The sequence below is a fragment of the Bacillus sp. CCNWLW194 genome, assembly GCF_037120585.1.
GTDB lineage: Bacteria > Bacillota > Bacilli > Bacillales > Bacillaceae_G > Bacillus_A > Bacillus_A basilensis.
On record NZ_JBBBBL010000002.1, the window covers coordinates 376,000 to 401,641 of the forward strand.

Below are 25,642 nucleotides of genomic sequence, written 5' to 3' on the forward strand. Positions count from 1 at the left end.
ATGCATCCTTACTATAATTCAATGCTTACTTACAAATCTCCTCTTATTCTTCAGCAAAATACGGCAAATGCTGTCATAATTACATGTAAACAAAAAAGCCTTGGATTTCTTTATCCAAAGCTCCTTTGGAACATACTATTATTTTTCATACTTTCCAATCTTTTTTAATAGATCAAGTAATTCATCCTTTTCCTCTTTCGTTAACATTTCAAAAGACTGATGTATAACTTGCTCATGCCCTGGAAAAATAGAAGCAATAAAGTTCTCTCCCGACTCAGTTAGTTGTGCATAAATAACACGTCTGTCATTCGGGCACGGAATTCTCTTTACTAGTCCCTTTTTCTCTAGCTTATCTACAACATATGTAATGCTGCCACTAGCTATTAAAATACGCTCACCAATTTGCTGAAGTGGTTGACCACCTTTATGATATAGCAGTTCTAATACAGCAAATTCAGTTGGATTTAACCCGTTACTTTGTATAGACTTATTTGTAGTATCCATAACAGCACGATGTACACGAGATAATGCTATAAATACTTTTAAAGATTGAGAAATATCTTCTCGTTCATTATTTGATGTCATACAACTTTCAACCCTTCACTTAAATTCTCAGTAATAAAAAGAAAAAACAGCTTAGTACTTCATGTAATTCCCGAATGAGCATTCACTCATTCATTACCTCTCCCCAAACATATTATGCATGATTCTTGAATAAAAACATGACAATTTTAACATAGTTTATATATAATGATAATAAAAAAGAAGGAGTACGAAATTTGAAAGTCAAATTCCACAGCATAGTTTTATATATATTGCTTGTCATCCTACCAACAATAGGGATTGGTGCTACATTTTATTCGTATCATTCGTATAAAATGAAACAGGAAAACAAACTATCTGCTCACACCGTTCTCTTTTTATATAGAGACTATTTAGATCATCACCTTGGTGAAGCAATTTCCGCATTAGAAATGCTCGCAAAGGTCGTAGGAACCGAGACTGGAAATATAAATGGAATTAAAGAAATTGTACATGATACAGATGGAAACGATGCACGTTTTTCTGGTCTATATTACGCTACACCAGAAGGCGTCATTACAATCGCATCGGAAGGCGACCGACCACCTGTTGATGTCTCAGATCGTAAATATATTCAAAACGCATTACAAACTAAGAAAACAACTGTATCATCCGTCATTACAGATCGTGTTCTTGGACATCAAGCTATTATGATTGCTTCTCCCATTTTCAATAAACAGAAAGAGTTCTCAGGCTTATTGTTAGCAAGTTTACGCTTTGACTACATTTCATCATCTTTAAATGCCATTAAGCCGCAATACCATTTTGAAGTAACCGATAAATATGATGTCGTTTTTCTAACCGATGATAATAACGAAACAAGTGCTGCTCATTCAAATATGCTTACTACTCCACTTCAAAGATTAGATTGGAAGGTCTCTGTTTCTCCGTTACCTATTCATCAAAAAACTTTATACCAGTGGGTTTCCGTAGAATGTATAGCTACTTTATTTTTAATGTCAATTTTATTTTTACTCGCTCAATATATGTTGTTAAAACGGCAAACAAAACTGGAAAGACAACAAAATGAACTACAAAAAATTGAATTGGTTGGAACTTTTGCAGCTAGTACAGCCCACGAAATCCGTAATCCTCTTACCGGAATTAAAGGGCTCGTCGCTCTATTAAAAGAGAAATATAAAGATGAACAAGATCAGTTCTATTTTTCCATCATCGAACAAGAAATAGAACGGATTAATGAAATTGTAAGCGAATTTCTTATTCTCGGAAAGCCAACTGCTATCATTGAACAAACTTATGATGTGAGAACCATTCTAAATGAGGTAACGTTAATTATTCAATCTGAGGCGAATCTACATAACATTGTATTCCATTTACATTTGCCAGACCATCATGTTCATATCCGTTGCTCAAAAGACCATATGAAACAAGTGGTTTTAAACATTACAAAAAATGCAATTGAAGCCATGACTTCTGGTGACACACTCACCATTGTCGTAACAAACACTGAAACGCACGCACAATTGCAAATTATAGATACTGGAAAAGGGATTCCAAAACATATTCAAAAACACCTCTTTCATCCGTTCTTTACTAATAAAGATACTGGAACAGGTCTTGGACTTGTTATATGTAAACGAATTGTAGAGATGTACAATGGGCATATTTTTATTGACAGTATAGAAAACGAAGGAACAACAGTTCATATCGAAATTCCGTTACACTCAGTATAATTATCCTTATCCCAAAAGGGTAATTATACTTATTTCATAAAACCAGCCACAAGCATTCGCCAAAAATTACTCGATTTCCCTTCATACCCAATTTGAAAAATAGGTACCTTTATAATCGATAACCATCTTGGTGTTTGTTTCTCTTTATAACACTGGTACTGTAAAATAAGCTTGTCCAATTCTTGACTAACTTGAATTGTCTCCATACTATTTAACCCACTCGTTAAACCTAATTGAATCATCTCTTCACGTTTCATATGAATATCACGTGAAAGCTTTTCTAATGTGTACTTCCTTTTTACAGTAAACATTCATATCCCCCTTATTATACTTCCATGCTCTCAACTTCACTTCTCCATCGACCTTGTAACTACTTAATCATATTTGAATTTGAAGAATCAGAAAATTAAACATTTTCTCCCTGTAATTTACAAATCTTTACCCTCACTTTGAGAATTATTACAAATTATTCTATCTTTGTAAATACATTCGCAATAATAGACATTTTTTTCATCTTCTTTTTTTATAAACACCTATTAAATAGCGGATTCTCTATTTTCCATATACTTTTCTTCGACATTTTTTGTTTAATTTATATAAAAACGCAAAACATAATGATGATTGATAAAGTGAAAATTTAATCATTGAGGGCGTTCACTCCTCACTGCCCGCAAATAGTAGGATAAAATAGAAAGGAAATATTTATATGCGCAAATATACAATTGCATTTCTTATGCTTGCTATGTTCTTACCATCTTTCTTGTTTCCTGTTCAAGCAAAGGCACATACAAACAAAGTAGCTATTGTCATTGATGACTTCGGCAATAATATGAAGGGAACTGATAAAATGTTATCACTTCCTATTCCACTGACTGTTGCCGTTATGCCTTTTCTTCCTTCCACAAAGGAAGATGCGATAGCGGCTCACAAGAAAGGGCACGAAGTTATTATACATATGCCAATGGAACCTATTAAAGGTAAAAAAGAATGGCTTGGACCAAAAGCAATTACAACTGATTTAAGCAATGAAGAAATAAATAACCGACTCGAACAAGCAATTCAAGAAGTACCGCATGCAATTGGGATGAACAATCATATGGGATCAAAAGTGACTGCGGACGAAAGAATTGTACGACTTATACTTGCAGCTTGTAAAAAACACGGTTTATTTTATTTAGATAGCAAAACAAATCCTAAGAGTGTCGTCCCGAAAATCGGGAAAGAATTAGGAGTGCCTATTATTGAAAATCAATTATTTTTTGATGATGTGTATACAGCCACACATATTTCAAAACAAGCCCAATTACTCATAAAAAAACTTCAAGAAAAACCGATTATGGTAGCTATCGGACATGTTGGGCCTCCAGGTGAAATTACATCACGTGTAATAGAAACTTCTATTCCTAAAATTCGCGCACATGCAGACTTTATTTTTTTATCTGATTTAGCATTATCTCCACCTCCTGTTTCAAAATAAGATTCATTACTCAAACTAAAAAAGGACCAATCTGCATATAGCAAATTGGTCCCTTTTCCTTTTCACCTTAAATATAATCTACATGACTCACCCTGAATCCTTTTTTCTCTATTTTTTCGATTAATTGCTTTAATTTTTTTTCATTTAACTCATCTGTTATATTTACGATAACACGGCGAATATATTGATCGCCGTTATCTAACGTAAATAATCCACCGATATTAAATGCTTTCAACAATGTCCCAAGTTCCTTAATCGTTCCCTTACAATCTTGTGTTGCAATCGTTAATATATAACCACCCGTCCGCATACCGAATGAATCTTCAATAACATCAAATATATTAGAATGCGTTAAGATACCGACAAATTCATTATAATCATTTAACACAGCTAAAAATGGAAGGCGACGAATAACATAAAATGCTCTAAAAAAAGAATCCTTTTCAAAAATAAATGCAGCGGAATCTTCCAGCATATGTTCCGTACTTAATTTCTCTAATCCACCATCACACTTCTTTTCTAAAAGATCTACTTTATAAATTATCCCCATGAATTTCTTTTCATCTTCTGCTACTACAGGGATTGCTCGAAATCCCGTTTCATTCATAATTTGCAAAGCCTCTTTACCTGAATCTTTCATTTTGCAAAATGTTACTTGCTGTTTTGGCAGAAAATGATATTTAACTCGCAAAATATGTTCCTCCTTACATGTCAACATGTAATCTATATATAATAAGGAAACCTATATTTTATGAGTAAAATCATTTTTAAAACGCTTTCATTTTTTTATTGACTTGTAACGAACGACACCACAAACATTTTATATTACAGAGCTCTTCGCACCTTTTATCATTAACAATTTCACATGGTAATTCATTAAATATTCTATACCCTCTAGCCATTTTTTCGCTTCTTCTGGAGTTTTCCCCCACACGATCATGCCATAATTATGAACGAGAACTACTCCTCCACCTTCAATAAAATTCGGCACATCATTTTCTAATAAATCAGCGAATTTTTTCTCATCTTCTACAATGGGAATTGTCATTTCTGTTATACCTTCTTTTCCAAAAACACGTTCCACGCTACGTTTATCGAATGTTACTTCCCCTTCTTCTCCGTATAACTCTGATATTAAATGACTATCTACAGTCTGCACTTGTAAAATACATTCTGCACTACTTTTTTTATAAATATCCGCATGCATAAATGATTCCGCAGCTGGTTTTTCTTCATTTTCAAATACTGGCTCACACATACAATTTACAACAATAAAATCTTCTTCTGAAAATAGCCCTTTATCTCTTCCCTCAACGTTTACTAAAAAAGTTAACGGCTCTTTTGACGTACAGAGTGATAAACTAATTTTTGTACCATAAAACCAATCACGAAGTGCTAATTCAGATTTCACATCTTTCAATTCATTCCATTTCTTTAGAAAAAATAACATTTCGTCACCCCCGGCGTAATATTTATATAATGTTCAAATCCTTTCTATGTAAAAGGAGTATTTTTTGATTATTCTAAAAATTTAATTGAATTATCACATGAGAACGCTTTTTTGTCAATATAGTTTCACAGCTCTTCTTTAAAATGGGCCATTCATATGTCCATTCATATGTCCATACACCTGTCGATTGCCTATTTCATTTTATACATAAAAAATACGTTATTCTTTTTACATTAAAGAATAACGTATTTTCTCATCTTTTATTTCGTTATTGCGTTATATAAAAACTGTGCATATTGTTCACGTGTTACGAAATCATCACCTAAAAAGTTTCCTTTTCCATCACCTTTAGATATATTATTATCCGCTAAAGATGTCACATATTCTTCTGCCCAGTGACCAGTTGGTACATCTTTAAAATTCACTTTATTATTTCCATATTCTTTTAACTGAAATACTTTATATAATACGACAGACATTTCGTATCGAGTTAATACTCCATCTGGACGAAATTCCCCAGTACCATCTCCTTGCATAATTCCAGCTTGCGCAACTGTAGCAATATCTTGCTCAAACATATGCCCTTTCGTATCTGTAAATCTCTCTTTCTGCTCTACTTTATTTTCTAATTTCAAGTACCTTTGTACTAAAGACGCAACTTGTCCACGAGTAATATTATCCCCAAATCCAAATTGTCCATTTCCATATCCCTTGAAAATATTTTCTTTCGCTAAATAGTTAATTGCTTCTTCTGACCAATGTCCTTTTGGTACATCTTTAAATTCTACTACTTCTACTTTTTCATCTTCTTTAGAAGTGTTATCCCCTTTGCTTTCTACCACATTTTGAATTACAGATCCTGTGAAGAAGATTCCTGTATCAGCAAATGGATCTTTCACACCAAATTCGTATATTTTCTCACCTGATGTACTCCACTTAACTGCATCATTACTATACGTACCACCTTCGCTCTTCAAACGAATTTTTGTAGAGATGTTACCATCTTTTTCGTATATAGGTACTTTTACTTCTTTATTTACTTCTGTTTCCCCTAAAAATACTTTTTGATTTTGAACATTGATATAAGCTTTCTTACTTAGTTCTATTACTGGTCTAACATCGCGGATCTCATTTGCAACAAAACTTAGATATACTAACTTATTCAACTTACTAACTGACGATAAGTCTGAAATATAATTTGCTTCTAAATCAAGCTTTTGTAAGTTTACTAGACTGGATAATGGCATAATATCTTTTAATTCATTGTTAGGTAAATCTAATTCTGTAAGTTGAGTCATTTTAGCAAGTGGTGTCACATCTTCAATTTGATTTTTCCCGATAAATAACTTACTTAATTGATTCATTTGATCAATGCCCGATAAATCTTTAACTTTATTACGTGTTAATACTAAGTCTTTTAAAGGTAATGAATATAACGGTTTAATATCTTCAATTTGATTACCAGCTAAAGTCAAGTAAGTTACATTTTTTAACGCGCTTAATGGAGCAACATTCGTAATTTTATTATTTGCTAAATTCAAGTAATCTAGTTGTTCCATTTTCGCTAATGCTGTTACATCTTCTATTTGGTTGCCTGATAGATATAAACTTTTTACATTTTTCATTTCAACTAACGGTGCAACGTTTGTAATTTTATTATTACTTAAATCTAGAGATTCTAAATTATCCATCTTAACAAGTGGCGTTACATCTGAAAATTCATTACCACGCAAAGCTAAATGATTTAATTGCTTTAAGTTCGCAAAGAACGACGGATCTGTTATCTTCGCATTCGCAACTGTTAAAGATTTTAAATTTGGCATATATTTTAATGCACTATAATCAAGAATCTCATTCGTATTTAAAAACAAGTTCTTTACTTGTAATAACTCTTCTTTCGTAATTGGTGTATTTAAATCTTTTCTATTAAATACTTTTTTATTAACAAGTTCTCTTAATTTGTTATCTGTTATCATATTTTGATTATCAACTGGATTATCCGTTTCTGTATTGCCTGAATTGGAGTTATCATCTGGTTTCTCTGTTTCTTTGTCACCTATAGTTGGATCTTTAATTTCAAATTGAACTTGATATTTGTGATCATATCCAATAGCCGGAATAAGTATGTGCATTTGCATATTATGCTTCTTCTCAAACTCTCCAATTTCAAATTGAACTACTTTCGTTCCATTCTTCCTCTTATCTTCTGACAAAACTTTCACATCATGAAATACACCTGGTTGGTTTCTATCTTCTATTCTAAGATATTGAAAATAATCACTATCTTGCATTGTTACAGTAACAATTTTTTTCCCGGCTGCAATTGTTACTTTAGGATCTTTTATATATTGAGAAACCATTGATGGCTCATCTTTTTGATCCTTATATATTTTAATCTCAGTATCATACATACGATCACTCGCTGCTGCTACTGATTGGTTTGCTTCAATTTTTATTGCTGCCAATGCTGGAGTAGAATAAGCAGCAAATGGAATGGCTAATGTCGTTGCTACTACTAACGCCTTCATATAGTTTTTTTTCAAAATAATATCCCCTATCATATATAGTTTTTTATAATTGATAACACTTATCAATTACCTACAATTAAATGATAATGAATATCATTATCATTGTCAATAGGAATATTACATTAGATTTATATTTTCAAAGATAAAAAATAAAAAACCCTTTATTCAAAGGGATTTTTTACCTATCGTATGAAGAATTTCACTTTTTTCCTTCTCATTAATTACACCGATTTTCTGCAAAATATTCGCGTACAATACAAGTTTATTATATATTCGTTCTGACATGTTCCCCCTTCTTTCCTTCGACCAACTTTTTTTGTATTGGTAAATTATATGAAAGAGACGAGAAAATGTGTCCACTTTTTGCATAAATACAAATCTTTTATTCCGCTCTTTGCAGGCAGTAAAACTCCCACCTAAAAATCAGGTGGGAGTTCAATTTATTTAGCAAATTGTCCATTGAATATTATGCTTTTTAATTTCCTCTTCAAAACTATAGGGCATTTTTTTATCACAAATAACATGCTGAATACGATAAAATGCTGCTATTCGATAATTCCCTTTTACGCCTATCTTTGTATGATCACATAGAATATATGTTTTTTCCGCTAATTTCATCATCGCTTCTGACAGTTTTGCCTTTTCTAATTCAAAACTAGAAACTCCAAAACTAGGCAATAATCCATCAATCGAAACGAATGCTTTATGAAAATGGAATTGCTGTATTACTTGCTGGGAAATAGATCCTGATACGCGTGAATGCTTTGGAGATACTTTCCCACCAATAAATAAAACTTCACCGTGAAACATTTTTTTATTAATAGAAGAAATTAATTGTGTGGCTACTGGAAATGAACTTGTTACAATCGTTAAATTTTTTCGATGAACAAGATATGGTACCATTTGAAGTGGTGTACTTCCGTCATCAATTGCAATCACATCTCCATCTTCCACAAACGTTGCTGCTTTATACCCAATTCTCTTCTTCTCTTCTATATGCAGCATCTCTCGTTCTAACATTGGTGCCTCTATTCCAGCTCCCGGAAGTTGGACTGCTCCACCATACACTTTCTTCAACTTCTTTTCACGATCCAATTCTTCTAAATAACGACGAATCGTCTCTGTTGAGACAGCAAACTCTCTCGCTAATTCTGAAACTTTTACTTTCCCTTTAAACTCTACCTTCTCAAGAATGGTTCGCTTTCTTTCTTCACCTACTACAGACATAACCTCACCCCATTGATTTCTACCTCATACACTGCTTTACTTATACAAAGTTATAACTTTCTTTGTAAGTGAAAACTTCTTCATGAATATGAATGCCACGCTTTTTTAGTTCATCAAAAATAATTTGTGGATTTACAAAAGCTTCCTCTGGCGTCACAACACCAACTTTATTTACATTCCCTTTTGCGATTAACTCTGTAGCAATCCCAAATGGAATACCGACGTTTCTCGTATACGCTCTTAATTTTCCCCATCCTACAACAGATCCATCAGATAACGGGTGTGTATGATATAATACGTGCCCTTGTTTCTCATTATTTTTCATACCTATTACTTCTACATGAAGTGCATAACCGTAAACCTCTGTTTCTTGTCCTTCTTTCGATTGCAATAGGTACTTCGAAATACAATCCATAATCCCAATGTCTTTCCCGTTTATTTCAATTTGATCATTACGCAATATACCATAATCATATAAAGCACGTACGAGCTGCATATTTTGCTTTGGCCAAGTTCCTCTCGTCTCTATCAGCTTGACGCCTTTATTTTCTAGCGCTTTTGCTAACGTCATTGTTTCAGAATGCGGAATGATATACTGCGTTGTTTTACCGTAAGGCGCAGGCAATTCAATTTCTCTCGGACGCGCAAACGGAGGTACTTGCTTAAACTCACCATCTTCATACACTGTACGCGATGGCAAATGTGGATCATATTCATATGTCGTTGTCTCTGTAATGGATGCAGAAAAAGCAATTGGACGATATGAACCGTGACTTACACGAACTGACTCTACAGTATCTAGCTGATTTGCTGCATGCATCGCCATCATTTGCGTTACACCTGGCGTCATACCAAAACCAGGTAAACACGTTTTTCCATTTTTAACAAATATAGAATGCGAATCATTTTCTTCACCAAATCCATTCAAATTCACACCGTGACAATCTGCTTCTGCAATACATCGAGTAGACAATCCATTTAGCTTTATCGTCGTACCGTCCATTACAATGTCATAGCCTTTCATCTTTGCAACCGTATCCTCGTGATTCATTACATCTACTTTAACAAAATCTACGCGAGGATCGTTGAGCCATTCTACTACTTTAAGGCCCTCTTCCTCATTAAAATCAGCTACTGTAATCGTCTCAAAAGATGAAAATTGCACTAAATCTAAAATGGCTTCACGACAAATTTTACCTGCTCCACCTAAGCAAAATACTTTCAACCTATAACAACTCCTTTAGTGATACTATCAACTAAGCGATTTATGTCTTCCTCATGTACATCACCAATATTTCCAATGCGGAACGTATCTACTTTCGAAATTTTCCCAGGGTAAATAACAAATCCATAGCGTTTTAACTCATTATATAACTGTTGAAACTCGAAGTTCCCTTCCGGATAAATGAAAGATGTAATAATGGGAGATTGATATTTTTCATCTACGAGTGGTTTGAATCCGATTTCTCCCATTCTATACACTAGTAGTTTTTGATTGTTGTAATATCGATTGTAACGTGCGCTTACTCCGCCCTCTTTTTCTAATTCAAGCAATGCTTGATAAAAAGCGTGTACAACATGTGTAGGTGATGTAAAACGCCATTTTCCATTTTGATTTTCCATCGTTTCCCACTGATCATATAAATCAAGAGATAAAGAGCGAGCTTGCCCCTTACACTTCAGTAATTCAGCACGCTTTGCAATAACAAATCCGAATCCCGGAACACCTTGAATGCACTTATTCGCACTACTAACTAAAAAATCAATTTGCAAATCAGCAATGTCTATTTCAATCCCGCCGAAACTACTCATTGCATCAACAATTGTAACCTTTCCGTACTGCTTTCCTAATTTACATACATCTACAATTGGATTTATAATGCCTGTTGTTGTTTCACAATGAACAACTGCAACATGCGTAATCTCTTTGTCTTCTTGCAATATCTTTTCTATCTCTATAATATTAGTAGGTTCCCACTCTTCTGTTTGACTGACCACCACATTTATATGTAACATCTTTGCTATTTGTACAATTCGCTTACCGTACGCACCATTTGTACAAACAAGAAGCTTTCCGTTTTTTGGAATGACAGAACCAATCACTGCTTCAACTGAAAACGTACCGCTTCCTTGCATTAGAACAGTTGTATATTTCGCTTCTTCCTTCGTCGCTAACGATACAAGTTTAGCCCTTACTTCTTGTACCATCGTGTTATATTCAACATCCCACGTACACCAATCGTATAACATAACTTCTTTTACAGTTTTTGTTGTCGTTAATGGTCCTGGCGTTAATAATAAGTAGTGATTTTCAGTCATGATTCTATTCCCCTTTTATGAAATAATAAGTTCTTGTTTCTCGATATGTTCCATTACGGTTTCAAGTTCCTGCATCGTTTCAATCGTAAAGTGCGCCCCATTTTCAACGAAACGATTGCGAACTACTTCTACTTTTTCACGAAGTTCTGCTGGATCCATATTCTCCACTTCCTCTTCAGTTAAACCGAGTTCGCTACTGCCAAGAATTACACCAACTGTCCACATACCAGCATTTCTTCCCTCTTTCATATCTGATACCGTGTCTCCAACTTTTATCATATGATTCATCGGATATACACCAAGTTCCATCGCATTTTTATAGCACATCCACGGATACGGACGACCCGCTGGAACATCATCTGGCGTTACAAGAAAATCAGGTTTATATCCTTGTAGCGCTGCTTCTTTTGCTACAATGTCCATCATTTCTCTCGTATAACCAGTCGTTGAACCAATTTTAATTCCTCTTTCACGTAAAGAAGCAATCACTTCTTTTACTCCATGGATTGGCGACGCATAGCGCGGTAAAATAGCGAAGAGAATCTCTTCAAATTCTTCATACATCTCCTGAATGTCTGCTTCTGTTGGTAATTGTCCAAAAACACGATTCCACTCACTCGCAATACGAGGCATCTCTGTAAGTGCCCTTACATGATCAATCTTCAATAACCCCATTGGCTTACGAGCTTCTTCCGCTGTAATTGCAACACCGCGTTTATGGAAAATCTCCATAAACACTTCCAGTGGTGCAAAACATCCGTAATCAACTGTCGTACCTGCCCAATCAAAAATAACCGCTTCAATTTTCATTCTATCCATCACCTTTCTCACTTATCTTTTTTGCCATTGTGACGTTCGGTTACGAAGTGCTTTCGTTCCCCATTCATATACAACTCTTACTACAATATTTGTAACAACAATAAGTACACTCATTGCAGCTGCTGGCGCTACATTTCCTGCATCATCCATATTTACGATTGATACGGCAGCTAGTTTAAAATCAGCTGCGTATAAGAATACAACTGCTGACACAGTTACCATTGAATTTACGAAGTAGTACATCACCATTTCTAGAATGGCTGGTAAACACATTGGTACTGTTACTCTAAAGAATGTTTTATAAAACGGAATGCCCATCGACTGCGAAACAAGCTCAAACTCTCGGTCTAATTTCTTTAAAGCAGTCGTTGCCGTAACGAATGTTACAGAATAAAAATGAATGATATTGACTAGTACTAACACAGCGATTGTTCCGTATAAAGAATGAAACGGATTCGTTACTGATAGTCCAAGTATTTGGATTGTTGGTTGACTAAAGAAAAAGACGTATCCCAATCCAAGTACTAAACCTGGTATTGCTAAAGGGACGATAGAGAAAAAGTAACCTGCTTTTCGTAAAAATTGTAGCTGATTTATTTTCTCAATCGCATATGCGAACATAAATGTTAAGACGGCCCCAATAACCGCTGTAATTGCTGAAACAATTACGCTATTTTTAAACGCTTCAAGTCCATCTCCTGTTAAACTAGAAAAATCAAAATGCTCAAATGTAAAGCTCATATTATACGGCCATACTTTCACACTTGCAGCAATACCAACTGCCACAAATAATAGAATGATCATAAGTGTTATTACGCTACAATATACAAATGAAATAACATCTCGTTTCTTATTATTTATTATTCTGTAAGGTACTGCTTTGGAAGATAAGAAATTAGCCTGCTTTCTTTGCGTAATACGATCAACTGCAAACGCAAATATAGCTGGGATTAATAAAATCATTCCGACAGTTGCACCCATCGGCATATTTTGTTGTCCAATTACTTGTTTGTATACGTCAGTAGCGAGCACATTATATTGCCCACCAACAATTTTTGGTGCACCAAAATCAGTGAAACTCAGTGTAAACACAACAAACATCGCACTAATTAATCCGTACTTTACACTAGGTAAAGTAACAGTGAAAAATTGCTTTGTTTTACTCGCTCCCAACATATTAGAAGCTTCATATAATCGATAATCAGAGCCTTGAAATGCAATTAATAATATAAGAAAGGCTTGCGGAAATGTATACATGACTTCAGCCATTACAATTCCTACTGGTCCATATAAAGGGATTTGTATACCTTCAAACAAACCAAACATTCCTTTCGTTACTAACCCTTGATTACCAAATAAATATGTCAGTGCGATACCGTGCATCATCGTTGGTGCGAATAATGGTAACAACGCGACATATTGAAATACACGCTTCCCAAACACATTCGTACGAGCAATCGCATAGGCGTAAGCGAAAGCGAGTGTCACTGCAATAATTGTTGTCGCGCCCGAAATCCATACCGTATTTTGTAATGATTGAACTAGCGTTGGTGTTGTGAAATATTTACTGAAATTCGCAACACCAATGAAAGCTCCATCTTTATCATAAAAAGCTTGTGTAAACAGTTGTAATAGCGGCAATACAAGCATAATCAAAAAGGCAAGAATCATACCAATAACTAATAGTCTTTGTATCCACTCTTCTTTACCGATACGTCTCTTAATCTTTTTTTTCGTATTTTCTACCTTTAAATCTTCTAATATCTCCATCTATACAACAACCTTCTTTCCATATGACAACATATGATTTTCTGAGAAAGAGATTTGAATCGGCTTTCCTTTCCTAATAGCTGATTTTTCTACTTCTGATGCCAATATATCTACAACAATTTTCTCATTATATAGATGTGTTTTCTCCTCTATAACTCGCACTTCTGTCCGGTATACAGATCCCCGAAACTCCATGCTCTCTACAATTGTTTTCATACCATTATTTTGTACAACTGTTACATGTTCAGGACGAATTGCATGTTCTTCGTTATTTGTCGAAAAGAAATTAATAGAACCAATAAAATCTGCCACAAACGGATTGGCTGGTCTTTGATAAATCTCCTCTGGTGTGCCAATCTGCATAATTTCCGCATGATTCATTACAACAATTTTATCAGCCATCGTTAATGCCTCTTCTTGATCATGCGTGACCATAATAGTTGTTACTCCTACTTTTTCTTGCAAATCACGCATTTCTCTACGTAACTTTTCACGTACTTTTGCATCTAAAGCAGATAACGGCTCATCGAGTAACAAAATATCCGGAGACAGAGCGAGCGCACGTGCAAGTGCTACTCGCTGCTGTTGTCCGCCAGACATTTGAGCAGGATATTTATCTTTTACATTCAGCAAATCTACAAGTTCTAACGCATCGAGCGCTTTCTCTTTTACTTCTGCTTTTCCATATTTTTTTGTCTTTAAGCCATATTCAATGTTTTCAAGTGCTGTTAAATTAGGAAACAATGCATATGATTGAAACACCATTCCGAAATTCCTCTTTCCAGGAGGTAATGCTGTAATATCTTTTCCATTCACAGCTATACTACCTGTTGTTGCTTCTTCTAACCCTGCTAAAATTCGAAGCAATGTTGTTTTTCCACAGCCACTTGGGCCTAATAAACATACAAACTCATTTTTTTTCACAGTAAAAGAAATGTCTTTTAACGCTGTAAATGCATCAAACTGTTTTTGAATGTGTTGAATTGATAAATATTCGCTCATTTTTTCTCTCTCCCACTCACTTACTTTTTCGGTTCTGCTTTTTGGCCAAACTCTTTTTCCCATTTTTCTAAAATTTTGTCGCGATTTTCTGCTGCCCACTTAAAGTCATTCTTTTTGTATAACTTTTCCGTCACATCTTTAGGGAATCCATCTGGAAGTTTATAATCATTTTTAATTGTCACAAATCCATTTTTTTCAAAGTATAATTTCATTACATCATCAGTAATTGCCCAATCTAAAAATGCTTGCGCTAATTTTTCATTTTTCGCGTTTTCTTTTTTAATAAGTGCGTTTGCTTCTACTTCCCAGCCTAATCCTTCTTTCGGCAGTACAACTTCAACCGGTGCACCTTTTTGTTTCTCTTTCAAAGCACTATAAACCATTGATACACCAACTGGATATTCACCTGCTCCTGCTAATTTCGCTGGTTTTGATCCTGAATGCGTATAACTTGCCATATTATCATGAAGTTTCTTCATGTAATCCCAGCCTTTATCTTCACCCATAATTTGTAGCCATGCGGAAACTGTTAAAAACCCTGTTCCTGAAGAAGCCGGATGTGGCATAATAAGTGTTCCTTTATATTCTGGTTTCGTTAAGTCTTCGTATGATTCTGGCATCGGTAAATTTTTCTTCTTTAATTCTTCTTTATTTATAGCAATCCCCGTCATAAATGCAGTATTTCCTACCCATTTTTCTGGTTGCTTATCATCTTTAAATTGCGGAAGAACACGATCCGCTCCTTTTGGAGAGTATCCTTTTAACATATCTTTTTTATCTAAAGCTAATAGACTTGATGCAGCAGTTCCCCATACAACATCTGCTTGTGTATTCTTTCCTTCAGCTAGCAATTTCGCTGTAATAACTCCAGTTGAATCACGAACAATGTTCAATTTCACATCTGGATATTTCTTTTTAAAAGAATCAAGATAAATTGGTACAAGTTCTTCTTCAATCGCTGTGTAAACAGTTAATGATCCAGATAGTTTATCATCTTTTACTTTTGCTCCAGCACTTTCTTCTTTCTTTGCACCACACCCCATTAATAACGAAAATACCATTCCAGTTGCTACAGCTTTAAAGATTGTTTTTTTCACTGTCTCTCTCTCCTTTTACAAATCTTATGTACAACTCAAATATAAACAACTAGTGTAAAAGCAGTATTAAACCAACATTAATCTTTTGTTTGTTGTTTGTTTTTGTGTAATACGTTGCTACTTCTATGTTTTTTCGCATTTTTCTGCTAATAATGAACACTAAATTTACAAATAATTAAAAAAACCTTTATAATCCCACAAAAAAATGAGGCGTTTGTAAAAAACGCCTCATTTTTGTTTACCCTTTTTTGAATTACGATTTGCATACTTCGCGCTATTTTCTCCTTCATACTCTAATGCAAATTCTGCATCTGGTAAGCTTTCTTTCGGAGTTTTATTATTGTTGATTGCCGCATTTTGTTTCACTTTTCTTTTTACCAATACATTCACCTGCTCTCAAGAATTCACTTTCTACTCTAGTTTGAAGCAACATAAAAGAATTATTACTGGCAAGTGTTAACAAGTACATAAGAGCCGTTAGATGGAAATACTACGTATGAAGAAATCATTATAAAAAGGAGCAATTATTTTGAAGAAGAAAGATAAAATTCAGTCACCAATTTTAGACGAAACGCTCCCGCATCAAATGAACTTTCCATCTTTTAAAGGCACAGGTAAAAAGATGCAACAACCTTTTATAAATCAATATGAAGTTGTAATTGGAGACAGTAAATATAATTCCGAGAACAGTCCGCTTAACAATTGGAGCGATGAAGTAGATCCTGCCATTATGGCTGGTGATGAATGGATCCATCCTACAAATGATATTGGGTGGATTTCAGAAGAGAATCAAGAGTTGCTAAAAAAAGAAGCAGATAATAAAAATGAAGCTTTCATGCACCCACAATTTGGAATTAACGACTAAAAAACCATTCTACCTAACATGGGTAGAATGGTTTCATGCTATCCAATAATAATCCGCTCTTTCGGGTATTTATAGCGGGGCGGCTGTTCTCTTCCGCCACTAGCTAGTATAAATGTTAAAATACCAACGCGACCAATAAACATAAGTACAATGAGTACAAGTTTACCAACAGTTGTTAAATCTGGCGTAATACCTGTCGATAGTCCTGTCGTCCCAAAAGCAGAACACACTTCAACAATTAAACTCATAAGCGGTACATTTTCCGTAATAGATAAGATAAATAGTGCTGTCGCACATAATAAAATCCCCATCGTCATAACGACAGATGCTTTCAGCACATCTTCTTCATGTAGCTGACGTTTGAAGACTCTAACCGTTCTCCCGCCTCTTGCAAAAGTGTATAGCGATAATATACTAACAGCAAATGTTGTTGTACGTATTCCGCCTCCAACCGAACTTGGAGATGCTCCTATAAACATTAATATACTCATAAATAAAAGCGTCGGTTGTGACAACTCACGTATATCCATCGTAGCAAGCCCACCACTTCGCGTCGTCACAGATTGGAATAATGTATAGAAAACTGTTTCATGCCATGACTTTCCTGCTAAAAACTGATTTCGTTCTAGCAAAAAAATCATAATTGTCCCAACGATAACGAGTGCAAAAAATGTTGTTGTCGTCAGTTTTGTAAATAATGAAAAACGAAATAGTTGCTGTCTCCTTTTACTAAGGAATTGTTTCACTTCCATTAATACCGGGAAACCAATTGCTCCTAAAATAATAAGTAACATATGAATCATTTGAACAATATAATCTTTCTTATACGGAATTAGTGATTGCCCTGTTAAATCAAATCCGCCGTTCGTGGTTGCACTAACAGCCGCAAAGAAACCGTGAAAATAAGCTTCTTGCCAAGTTGGAAAATAAAGTAGGAATCTTGTACCTAATAGTATTGCTCCAATAAGTTCTATCGAAATAATTACAATTAAAATAGAACGCATCAATTCTACAAGACCTGATAAGTTTCCTTGATTATGGTCTGCCATAATCAATCTTCTTCTCTGCAAACCAATCTTTTTCCCCGTTATGATCCAAACAAAAGTACCAAGCGCCATAATTCCTAAGCCGCCTAATTGTAAAATAAGGGCTAAAACAATAATCCCTGCCGTAGTAAATGTATCTGAAATCGTAACAACAGACAGTCCCGTAACACTTACCGCACTAACAGATGTAAATAGGGCATCGATAAATGTCCATTTCACACCAGACTTCGTAACAAACGGTAAACTAAGTAATATTACCGATACAACTACTGCTAATAAATAAAACAAAACAATGAGTTGTACAGGACGTAATTTTTGTAAAAACTTTTTTATATCTCTCATTCCATCACTTCGCTACCTTTTTCTATCGATTAAATAAAGAAAAATCTTCACTTTCTTTATTTGTAAATAACTGCTCAAATAATTTGGCAAATACCATTCCATACAAAGTTCCATTACCTCCATGCAGTAATGCGTAAAATAAATTATGTATCTTTTTGTCTTCTTTTAAAATAGGTAGACCATCATGGCTACTACCAAATGATGCTGCCCAATAATACTCTGCTTGTATATTTTTATACTGCGGGAACATCTCTTTTACAATGTTAATAAGGATATCACGCTTATGCAATAATTTCGTATCACCGATTGTTTGAATTTGCATCGCTTCATCTAATCCGCCTACAATAATACGGTTTTGATGCGTCCGAAAATATAAGTAGGGCCGTGCTGTTTCCCAAATTAATGATCGCTCATGCCAGCCTTCAAACTGATCTATTTCATTTGTCACAACTGCATAAGATGTCTCTACTGTTGTATTTTTTTCTTTCTTCCCAAAAAGCGCTTCATAACCCGTTGCCATAATAATATTCTTTGCTACAATTTGATTTCCTGTTTTCGTGTAACAAATTAAATCACTTTGGCGTTTTTTTATATGTATGGCCTCTGTATGTTCATGTATAGTAGCACCCATTTGATTTGCTTTATGCAAAAGACTATGTGCTAATAAATACGGGTTCACTTCGGCATCACCGTGTGTGTATAATGCTGATTGTTTTGTAAAGGAATAACGTTCCTTAATATTAGATTCTGTAAAATACTCAACAGGAAATCCATAGTTCTGTAACGTATTGTACTCCTCTTGTAAAAATGAGACATCCTCACTTTTACTTGCATAATATAAACTACTTCGTGGAATAAAATGGGGATCAATATCGAGAGTCTGTACAACTTTCTCCATTGTTCGTAACGCTTCGTAACAAAGCTTATATGCTCGTACCCCTTTTTCTTCACCAAATGTATGGATAAGTGAGGTTAACGATTTATCATGAAGAAACTGTAATAAACCTGCATTTGCAAATGTACTACCACATGCAATTTTTCTTTTTTCAATAAGCATCACACTCATGCCAATTTTCGCTAAAAAATACGCTATATGGGCACCTGCTTCGCCACTTCCGACTACAAGCACATCACATATCATATCATTTTCTAACGGTGGATAACAAGGTACAGAAACTCCTGTATTCCAAAACAACTTACCAGTCATAAGTTTCATAATTATACTCCTAAAATATAAATTTCTCCTTTCTATGTTTTGTTATTTTCCATAAAAAAATCCAACTAACACAACGCTAGTTGGATTTTTTTATTTTTACTTCGAACGCTCGTCAAGCCAATCTCCAATCATCGGATAAGTTTGTTTTACAGCTGTTCCGCCGTAAACGATAGACATATGCCCTGTTGGTAAACATACATATTGTTTATCTGTGCTAGAAATATGATCTAGCAATGCTTCTACTTGGCATGGTAGGGCGATATGATCACGTTTCCCGGAAATATTTAAGACATTCGCCTTAATATTTGCAAGGTCTACCTTTTGTCCGCGAATAACGAGTTCACCCTTAACCAGTTTATTATTTTGATAAAAATCACGAATCCACTGTCTATATGATTCACCTGGAAACGGAATGCCATCGCCAACCCACTTTTGAACTAACCTCCAGCTTTCCACGAAGCGCTCATTCTCTGAACGATCTACTAAAGCAACGTATGGGCCAACAAAGTTTGTAATTGGTTTTAGCATTTTGTTTCCGAAATCAATCATTTCTGGGGGAATATTACCAAATGTATCAACCGCTTTATCTAAATTGAAATATTTTTCATCTAGTAAAGGACCATATAATCCTGTTTCAGAGAAATCAAAAGGACTTGTCATGAAAATTAAATTGCGAATTGGCATGTGTGGATGAAGTGCTGCATAAATGGAAGTTAGCGTTCCACCCATGCAATAACCAAGTAAAGAAATCTCGTCCGATTTTGCAGTTCGCATTACTTTTTTTACTGCTTTTGCAATATAATCAAACACGAAATCATCAAATTTCAAATGACTATCTTCTAAACCAAATGTGCCCCAATCAAGCATATACACATCAAAACCACGGTCCACTAGATATTCCACTAAACTATTTCCAGGAGTTAAGTCCATAATATATGGTTTATTAATAAGAGCATATATTAATAGAATTGGAACTCTTTGTGTTTTTTCTTGTTTTGGAATGTAGCGATAAAGCTTCGTCTTATTCTTCGTCCAAATAACCTCTTTCGGCGTTAAGCCTACTTGCGGCTCTGGTTCACGTAATAAAATTTCACTCGCCCTTTTCACTCGGCGATATGCTTTTCGGTATTCTTCTGGGTATAGCTCTAATTGCTTTTCCCATTCTGTTGCGAATGTAGTCATTTTTCTATCTCCTTTTTGGTCGATTTCCTTCTAAAAAAAGAAGTGCATTCCTGCTATGGATATGCACTTTTTTCTTACTTCATTACATATATAATCCGCCGTTAATGTTTAATTGCTGACCTGTGATATAAGCACCGTCACGGCATAGGTATACTACACCTTTTGCAATTTCATCAGCTTGACCAAAACGTTTTTTAGGGATTTTTGCAACGATTTTTTGACGTACTTCTTCTGGTACTTCTGCTACCATTTCAGTATCAATAAATCCTGGGCAAATAGCATTTACAGTTACATTTGTTTTTGCAAGCTCTAATGCTAATGATTTTGTAAATCCTAGCATACCTGCTTTCGCTGCTGAGTAGTTTGTTTGTCCAAATCCACCCGCTTGTCCAATAATAGAAGAAATGCTAATGATTCTTCCTTCTTCTGCTTCCGTTATGTATGGAAGTACAGCGCTTGTCGTATTAAATACGCTGCTTAAGTTCACGTCAATTACGCGCTCCCAATCTTCACGATTTAACTTTTTGAATGTACGATCTCTTGTAATACCAGCATTATTAACAAGAATATCAACTTTACCAAAATGATTCACTGCTTCTTCTACAAGTCGGTTTGCATCTTCTACTTTAGAAACATCCGCTTGAACTGCATAAACGTCATGTCCTTCTTTTCCTAGCTCATTTACTAAGTTTTCAGCTGCTTCTTTACTGCTGTTATAGTTAATAACAACTTTTGCTCCCTCTTGTGCTAGCGCTACTGTAATCGCTTTTCCAATTCCTTTTGCCCCACCTGTTACGATTGCTACTTTTCCATTTAATTGAACCATTTCTTTTCCCCCTTAAATGAATTTGTGAACGACTATTATGAATCATTTTGGTACTCATACTATGGAGTCCCTATATAATTATGTTTCGCTGTTTATACATAAAAAAGAGATTCTCCCTCTCTCTTTTATCTGTTATAAACAAGCGCTATTATCACTTTTTATTTTCTGGCTTATTCGTAGGTTTTACTTCTTCTTTTACAGGTTCTTGTAGTTTCGCTAGTACTGCATTTTGCTTTTCTAGCAATTCTAAAATTTGATCAACTTTCGTTTCTAATGTGCGAAGATCTTGTTTTACTTTCGTAACATCACGCTTTAATGTAGGAGCTTGTCCTAACGAATCCACTTTCTCTTCTAGAACTTCCTCAATGTTATCTACTTTATTTTCTAAGTTAATAACAAGCGTAGCCACTCTAGCTATATCCTCTTTCGTAGGCACATTTACCTGCTCTAAATAGTTTTTTGTTGTATCATTTAATGCTTTTTGATAAAACAAATTCAAATCTAGAACACTGCCCATCCAAGCAGAATATTCTTCTGTTTTAATTGTTTCATTGAGCGCTTTTCCCCAAAATGTTTCGGTTTGTTCATAAGCATTTTTCCATGCTTGTAGTGGATCGAATTTTTGATCAATCACTTTACCTACACTCCCTTTTTCGTTTTTGAAACAATTCAACCTATTCACTATTTTCTAATATTCTGAATAAAACTTCAAGTATATATTTTATTTTTCTTTATTTTCCAACAAATGTATTGACATTAAAAACAGATAGGTGTAAATTGCACTTATAAGCAAAAAATTCCATCTAACTGATTCATGAGGTGATGCACAATCATGCTACAAAATGAACCAGAACAACGCGAAAGTTTGGAGAACAACCAAGCAAAACAACCAAACTCCATGCCAAAAAACTTCTTAGTTCCCTTCTTACTTCTCTGTCTAAAAGACTGGAGTCTTCATGGTTACAAACTTATTCAAATGCTAATGGATATCGGCTTCTCTTCTGTTGACCAAGGTAATGTGTATAGAACACTACGCAAATTAGAAAAAGAAAACCTTATTTCTTCTACTTGGGATACAAGCGACGGAGGGCCAGCAAAAAGAATTTATTCTTTAACTGAATATGGAGAGCAATATTTAACAACATGCGCGACTTCTTTTGAGCATTACCAAAATATGCTGCGGACGTTTTTCACGTTATACACCAACGCATTCTTTCCATTTTCTACTTCTCCAGAAAAGGATGAAAAGGATTCTTCATCTTCACCTGGTGGTACAGCAGAGTAATCTGCGTTCACAATATGCAAAAAAACATTTGGGGGTCAAACAATGGAAACTAAGCCATACGAATTAGTCGATGCATTTTGGAAAAACTGGTCTCAATCTCTTTCCCTTTTCTCTTCAGCAGGGAAACAATTAGAGCAACTTACTTTAGAAACGTTAAAACAACAACAAGACGCTTTGCATAAATTAACATCAGGTGTAGATGAACTAGAAAAAGAACTACACCAATTCACTGCTCAGTTCAATAACCAATATACAGATTACGTGAAGCAATTAACTGGAAACTCCTTAAATGACCAAATTAACGAGTGGCAAGAAAAATGGAATGAGCTTTCTACTCAAATGCACCAACTTACTGTTTCTCCTACGAAAACATCTTTGTCTATTCTTACTCAAACAAGTGGGCAATTTGAAGAAACAACAAAGCAATTTATCGAGCAACAACAATCACAACGTGAAGAGGTTCAAAAACAGTTAGAAGTTTTTTTGGGAGAGTTCAAGTCCAAACAACTAGAACTCGCAAAGCAATTCGAGGAAAACTCAAAAAATCTATTTACTTCCATCAAGTAAGAAAAATGTGGCAACTAACTGCAGCACAAACAAAACTCTTTCTTCCTCCTACTACATCAAGATGGCTGGCATTTTTCGATATGGAAAAGAAGGAGGACAAAATGAATCCATTTCAAGAAGCACAAACTGTTCCAGAGCTTCGTTATGATGAGATTCAAGTCGGTGACCAAGCATCATTAACAAAACAAATTACGGATGAGGACGTTATCAATTTTGCAAAATTGACTGGAGATGTGAATCCCATTCATATTTTAGATTCTTTTGCAAAAACGACAATGTTTAAAGAACGTATTGCTCATGGCATGCTCGTTTCCAGTTTTATTTCTACCATTCTCGGAACGAAACTCCCTGGCAAAAATACGATTTATTTATCTCAAAACGTTTCATTCTGCGCTCCTGTCAAAATCGGCGATACACTTCGTGTAGTGGCAGAAGTCATCAAAAAACGGGATGATAAAAAAATCATTATATTACAAACAAACATCTATAATCAATCCGATGATATTGTCGTGGAAGGTACAGCGACAATACTGAAAAAAGAGTAGCAAATTTGCTACTCTTTTTTCTATCCAAGAACTTCTAATCACACCGATTACTTCCGGGTATGAGTACGTTATTTCCACATAAAATAACGGTACCAGTTCAGATAAGTATTTAACTGGACTGGACTACTCATAAGGATGTGTATCAACATGGTAAAAACAAACAAATTACTAGTTCCAGGTGCTGAACAAGCGCTTGAACAATTTAAATATGAAATTGCACAAGAATTCGGTGTAAGCTTAGGATCTAATACAGCATCTCGTTCTAACGGATCAGTTGGCGGTGAAGTAACAAAACGCCTTGTTGCTTTAGCTCAACAACAATTACGTGGATAAACCTATAACATATGGCTTAGAGGCAGATATTCTCTGCCTCTTTCTATTTTTAACATACATAATCGTGCTTTTTCACATACTAGTAAGAGCAAACTGAAAGGAACGATATGTAACATGAAACGGATTAATATTCGCATGAGTCCTCCTCGTGTTCTTACTTTGTCTTTTATTATGTTATCAATTATCGGTACATGCTTATTAAAACTACCAATTGCTACAACAACGTCTATTTCATGGCTCGATGCTTTATTTACAACCGTTTCTGCTTGTACGGTTACAGGGCTTGGTGTTGTGGACACTGGAAAAGTATTTACCTTATTTGGCCAATGTGTCATTTTAACGCTTATACAAGTGGGCGGACTGGGCATTATGAGCTTTGCCGTTTTAACCGCGATTATGCTCGGCAGAAAAATTGGTCTTCAAAATCGAATTTTACTGCAACAAGCGTTAAATCAAACGAATATCGGCGGTGTCATTCGTCTTGCCAAAGCATTATTTTTATTCTCTTTTACCGTTGAATGTATCGCTACGTTGATCCTTTCTTTTGAATGGGTACCAAAATACGGTATTGCTAAAGGGGTCTATTATAGCTTTTTTCATTCGATTTCTGCTTTTAACAATGCAGGTTTTTCTGTGTGGAGTGATAATTTAATGTCCCATTCTCATAGCGTTCTTGTCAATCTCGTTATTTCCTCCCTCATTATTTTAGGTGGGATTGGTTTTACAGTAATCGTAGATATAAAGAGAAAGAAAAATTTTAAAAACCTTACATTACACTCAAAACTTATGCTCTCTTCTACTCTAATCATTAATATTATTGCGACTGTTTTTATTTTTATATTCGAGTTCCACAATTCTCTTTCTATGAGAGGCTTTACCCCATTTGAAGAGGGAATGGCTGCTTATTTCCAAGCCATTTCAACGCGAACTGCCGGATTTAATACGGTTGATATTTCTGCATTATCCAAACCTTCCTTACTATTAATGATGCTCCTTATGTTTATTGGTGCTGGTAGTGCTTCAACGGGTGGCGGGATTAAGTTAACAACATTTTTAATCATGTTTTTTGGGGTGTTTAAATTTTTACAAGAACAAGATGATATTGTCGTATTTAAAAAATCAATTAAAGATACTCTCATTGTCAAATCATTGACCATCACTATTATTTCTATTTCATTTATCTTTTTCGCTATTTTAATTTTAAGTATTACTGAGCAAGTTCCTCTATTAATGAGTGCTTTCGAAGTATTTTCAGCATTTGGGACTGTTGGCCTCAGTATGAATTTCACACCCCACTTAACTATGATTGGAAAAGCTATTATTATCTTTATGATGTTTTTTGGGAAAATGGGGCCTTTAACATTGGCTTTTTCCTTTGCACGTAAAAAGAACCGGAAAATAAAATATCCGAATGAAGATATTTTAACAGGTTGACAACCGTATAAATTATCCATATAATGAGAATATAAC

At 34.8% G+C, this 25,642-nt stretch carries 26 protein-coding genes; 8 read left to right on the forward strand and 18 right to left on the reverse strand.

Going from position 1 to position 25,642, the window contains the following annotated elements:
* Positions 1-138: 138 nt before the first annotated feature.
* Positions 139-585 (reverse strand): MarR family winged helix-turn-helix transcriptional regulator, encoded by a 447-nt coding sequence (locus V7S50_RS05370; protein ID WP_242251072.1) that lies wholly within the window; start codon positions 583-585, stop codon positions 139-141.
* Positions 586-779: 194 nt separating this feature from the next.
* Here V7S50_RS05370 and V7S50_RS05375 point away from each other — a divergent pair, with 194 nt between their 5' ends.
* Positions 780-2,276 (forward strand): DUF3149 domain-containing protein, encoded by a 1,497-nt coding sequence (locus tag V7S50_RS05375; protein WP_336375979.1) that lies wholly within the window; start codon positions 780-782, stop codon positions 2,274-2,276.
* 29 nt (positions 2,277-2,305) lie between these two features.
* On the opposite strand, the gene V7S50_RS05380 is transcribed toward V7S50_RS05375, so the two are convergent.
* Positions 2,306-2,587: an aspartyl-phosphate phosphatase Spo0E family protein gene (locus tag V7S50_RS05380; RefSeq protein WP_063224501.1), complete on the reverse strand. Its 282-nt coding sequence runs from the start codon at positions 2,585-2,587 to the stop codon at positions 2,306-2,308.
* 395 nt (positions 2,588-2,982) lie between these two features.
* Here V7S50_RS05380 and V7S50_RS05385 point away from each other — a divergent pair, with 395 nt between their 5' ends.
* Positions 2,983-3,753 (forward strand): divergent polysaccharide deacetylase family protein, encoded by a 771-nt coding sequence (locus V7S50_RS05385; protein ID WP_242251070.1) that lies wholly within the window; start codon positions 2,983-2,985, stop codon positions 3,751-3,753.
* A gap of 67 nt (positions 3,754-3,820) precedes the next feature.
* Here V7S50_RS05385 and cbpA read toward each other — a convergent pair whose 3' ends face one another.
* The 11 genes from cbpA to V7S50_RS05440 all read right to left on the reverse strand — a co-directional run bounded on the left by cbpA (position 3,821) and on the right by V7S50_RS05440 (position 16,346).
* The gene (cbpA, locus tag V7S50_RS05390) at positions 3,821-4,444 is read right to left on the reverse strand and encodes a cyclic di-AMP binding protein CbpA (RefSeq protein ID WP_242251069.1); all 624 of its coding nucleotides are present in this window, start codon (positions 4,442-4,444) and stop codon (positions 3,821-3,823) included.
* 129 nt (positions 4,445-4,573) lie between these two features.
* Entirely contained in the window at positions 4,574-5,203 is a 630-nt protein-coding gene (locus tag V7S50_RS05395; RefSeq protein WP_063224504.1) for a class II aldolase/adducin family protein, read from the reverse strand.
* 260 nt (positions 5,204-5,463) lie between these two features.
* Positions 5,464-7,746, reverse strand: coding sequence for an NEAT domain-containing leucine-rich repeat protein (locus tag V7S50_RS05400; protein WP_242251067.1), 2,283 nt, complete (start codon positions 7,744-7,746; stop codon positions 5,464-5,466).
* A 429-nt stretch (positions 7,747-8,175) separates the two neighbouring features.
* A complete protein-coding gene (locus V7S50_RS05405) occupies positions 8,176-8,958 on the reverse strand; it encodes a DeoR/GlpR family DNA-binding transcription regulator (protein ID WP_242251065.1) in 783 nt (260 codons plus the stop codon).
* A gap of 40 nt (positions 8,959-8,998) precedes the next feature.
* Positions 8,999-10,183 carry a saccharopine dehydrogenase family protein gene (locus tag V7S50_RS05410; RefSeq protein ID WP_242251063.1) on the reverse strand — a complete coding sequence of 395 codons (1,185 nt, stop codon included), beginning with the start codon at positions 10,181-10,183 and terminating at the stop codon, positions 8,999-9,001.
* Positions 10,180-11,277: a 2-aminoethylphosphonate--pyruvate transaminase gene (gene phnW / locus V7S50_RS05415; RefSeq protein WP_242251061.1), complete on the reverse strand. Its 1,098-nt coding sequence runs from the start codon at positions 11,275-11,277 to the stop codon at positions 10,180-10,182. The genes V7S50_RS05410 and phnW overlap by 4 nt, the downstream gene beginning before the upstream one ends.
* Before the next feature lie 15 nt (positions 11,278-11,292).
* Positions 11,293-12,087, reverse strand: a complete 795-nt coding sequence (gene phnX, locus V7S50_RS05420) for a phosphonoacetaldehyde hydrolase (protein ID WP_063224509.1) — start codon at positions 12,085-12,087, stop codon at positions 11,293-11,295.
* A 21-nt stretch (positions 12,088-12,108) separates the two neighbouring features.
* Complete coding sequence (locus tag V7S50_RS05425; RefSeq protein ID WP_242251059.1) at positions 12,109-13,866, reverse strand: putative 2-aminoethylphosphonate ABC transporter permease subunit; 1,758 nt, start codon at positions 13,864-13,866, stop codon at positions 12,109-12,111.
* Positions 13,867-14,868: a putative 2-aminoethylphosphonate ABC transporter ATP-binding protein gene (locus V7S50_RS05430; RefSeq protein ID WP_242251057.1), complete on the reverse strand. Its 1,002-nt coding sequence runs from the start codon at positions 14,866-14,868 to the stop codon at positions 13,867-13,869. It abuts the gene before it with no gap.
* Between the two features lie 20 nt (positions 14,869-14,888).
* Positions 14,889-15,965 (reverse strand): putative 2-aminoethylphosphonate ABC transporter substrate-binding protein, encoded by a 1,077-nt coding sequence (locus V7S50_RS05435; protein WP_242251054.1) that lies wholly within the window; start codon positions 15,963-15,965, stop codon positions 14,889-14,891.
* A 228-nt stretch (positions 15,966-16,193) separates the two neighbouring features.
* A complete protein-coding gene (locus V7S50_RS05440) occupies positions 16,194-16,346 on the reverse strand; it encodes a hypothetical protein (protein WP_000240799.1) in 153 nt (50 codons plus the stop codon).
* A gap of 148 nt (positions 16,347-16,494) precedes the next feature.
* Here V7S50_RS05440 and V7S50_RS05445 point away from each other — a divergent pair, with 148 nt between their 5' ends.
* Positions 16,495-16,830 (forward strand): DUF3905 domain-containing protein, encoded by a 336-nt coding sequence (locus V7S50_RS05445; protein ID WP_063224513.1) that lies wholly within the window; start codon positions 16,495-16,497, stop codon positions 16,828-16,830.
* A 38-nt stretch (positions 16,831-16,868) separates the two neighbouring features.
* Here the strand turns inward: V7S50_RS05445 and V7S50_RS05450 are convergent, their stop codons facing one another.
* The 5 genes from V7S50_RS05450 to phaR all read right to left on the reverse strand — a co-directional run bounded on the left by V7S50_RS05450 (position 16,869) and on the right by phaR (position 22,076).
* Positions 16,869-18,218, reverse strand: coding sequence for a TrkH family potassium uptake protein (locus tag V7S50_RS05450; protein WP_063224514.1), 1,350 nt, complete (start codon positions 18,216-18,218; stop codon positions 16,869-16,871).
* A 22-nt stretch (positions 18,219-18,240) separates the two neighbouring features.
* A complete protein-coding gene (locus V7S50_RS05455) occupies positions 18,241-19,434 on the reverse strand; it encodes an NAD(P)/FAD-dependent oxidoreductase (protein ID WP_242251052.1) in 1,194 nt (397 codons plus the stop codon).
* Positions 19,435-19,530: 96 nt separating this feature from the next.
* Positions 19,531-20,616: a class III poly(R)-hydroxyalkanoic acid synthase subunit PhaC gene (phaC, locus tag V7S50_RS05460; RefSeq protein ID WP_060630047.1), complete on the reverse strand. Its 1,086-nt coding sequence runs from the start codon at positions 20,614-20,616 to the stop codon at positions 19,531-19,533.
* Between the two features lie 82 nt (positions 20,617-20,698).
* Positions 20,699-21,442 (reverse strand): acetoacetyl-CoA reductase, encoded by a 744-nt coding sequence (locus V7S50_RS05465; protein WP_000250412.1) that lies wholly within the window; start codon positions 21,440-21,442, stop codon positions 20,699-20,701.
* 151 nt (positions 21,443-21,593) lie between these two features.
* A complete protein-coding gene (gene phaR, locus V7S50_RS05470) occupies positions 21,594-22,076 on the reverse strand; it encodes a polyhydroxyalkanoic acid synthase subunit PhaR (protein ID WP_000566952.1) in 483 nt (160 codons plus the stop codon).
* Between the two features lie 198 nt (positions 22,077-22,274).
* Between phaR and phaQ the strand changes: the two genes are divergently transcribed.
* From phaQ to V7S50_RS05495, 5 genes are all read left to right on the forward strand, one after another.
* Positions 22,275-22,727, forward strand: coding sequence for a poly-beta-hydroxybutyrate-responsive repressor (gene phaQ, locus V7S50_RS05475; protein WP_000939954.1), 453 nt, complete (start codon positions 22,275-22,277; stop codon positions 22,725-22,727).
* 42 nt (positions 22,728-22,769) lie between these two features.
* Positions 22,770-23,294 (forward strand): polyhydroxyalkanoic acid inclusion protein PhaP, encoded by a 525-nt coding sequence (phaP, locus tag V7S50_RS05480; protein WP_063224516.1) that lies wholly within the window; start codon positions 22,770-22,772, stop codon positions 23,292-23,294.
* A 101-nt stretch (positions 23,295-23,395) separates the two neighbouring features.
* On the forward strand, positions 23,396-23,839 hold the full coding sequence (locus V7S50_RS05485; protein ID WP_242251050.1) for a MaoC family dehydratase: 444 nt from the start codon (positions 23,396-23,398) through the stop codon (positions 23,837-23,839).
* Between the two features lie 147 nt (positions 23,840-23,986).
* A complete protein-coding gene (locus tag V7S50_RS05490; protein ID WP_000241212.1) occupies positions 23,987-24,172 on the forward strand; it encodes an alpha/beta-type small acid-soluble spore protein in 186 nt (61 codons plus the stop codon).
* A 114-nt stretch (positions 24,173-24,286) separates the two neighbouring features.
* Positions 24,287-25,606, forward strand: a complete 1,320-nt coding sequence (locus V7S50_RS05495) for a TrkH family potassium uptake protein (protein ID WP_242251049.1) — start codon at positions 24,287-24,289, stop codon at positions 25,604-25,606.
* The last annotated feature ends 36 nt before the right edge of the window (positions 25,607-25,642 follow it).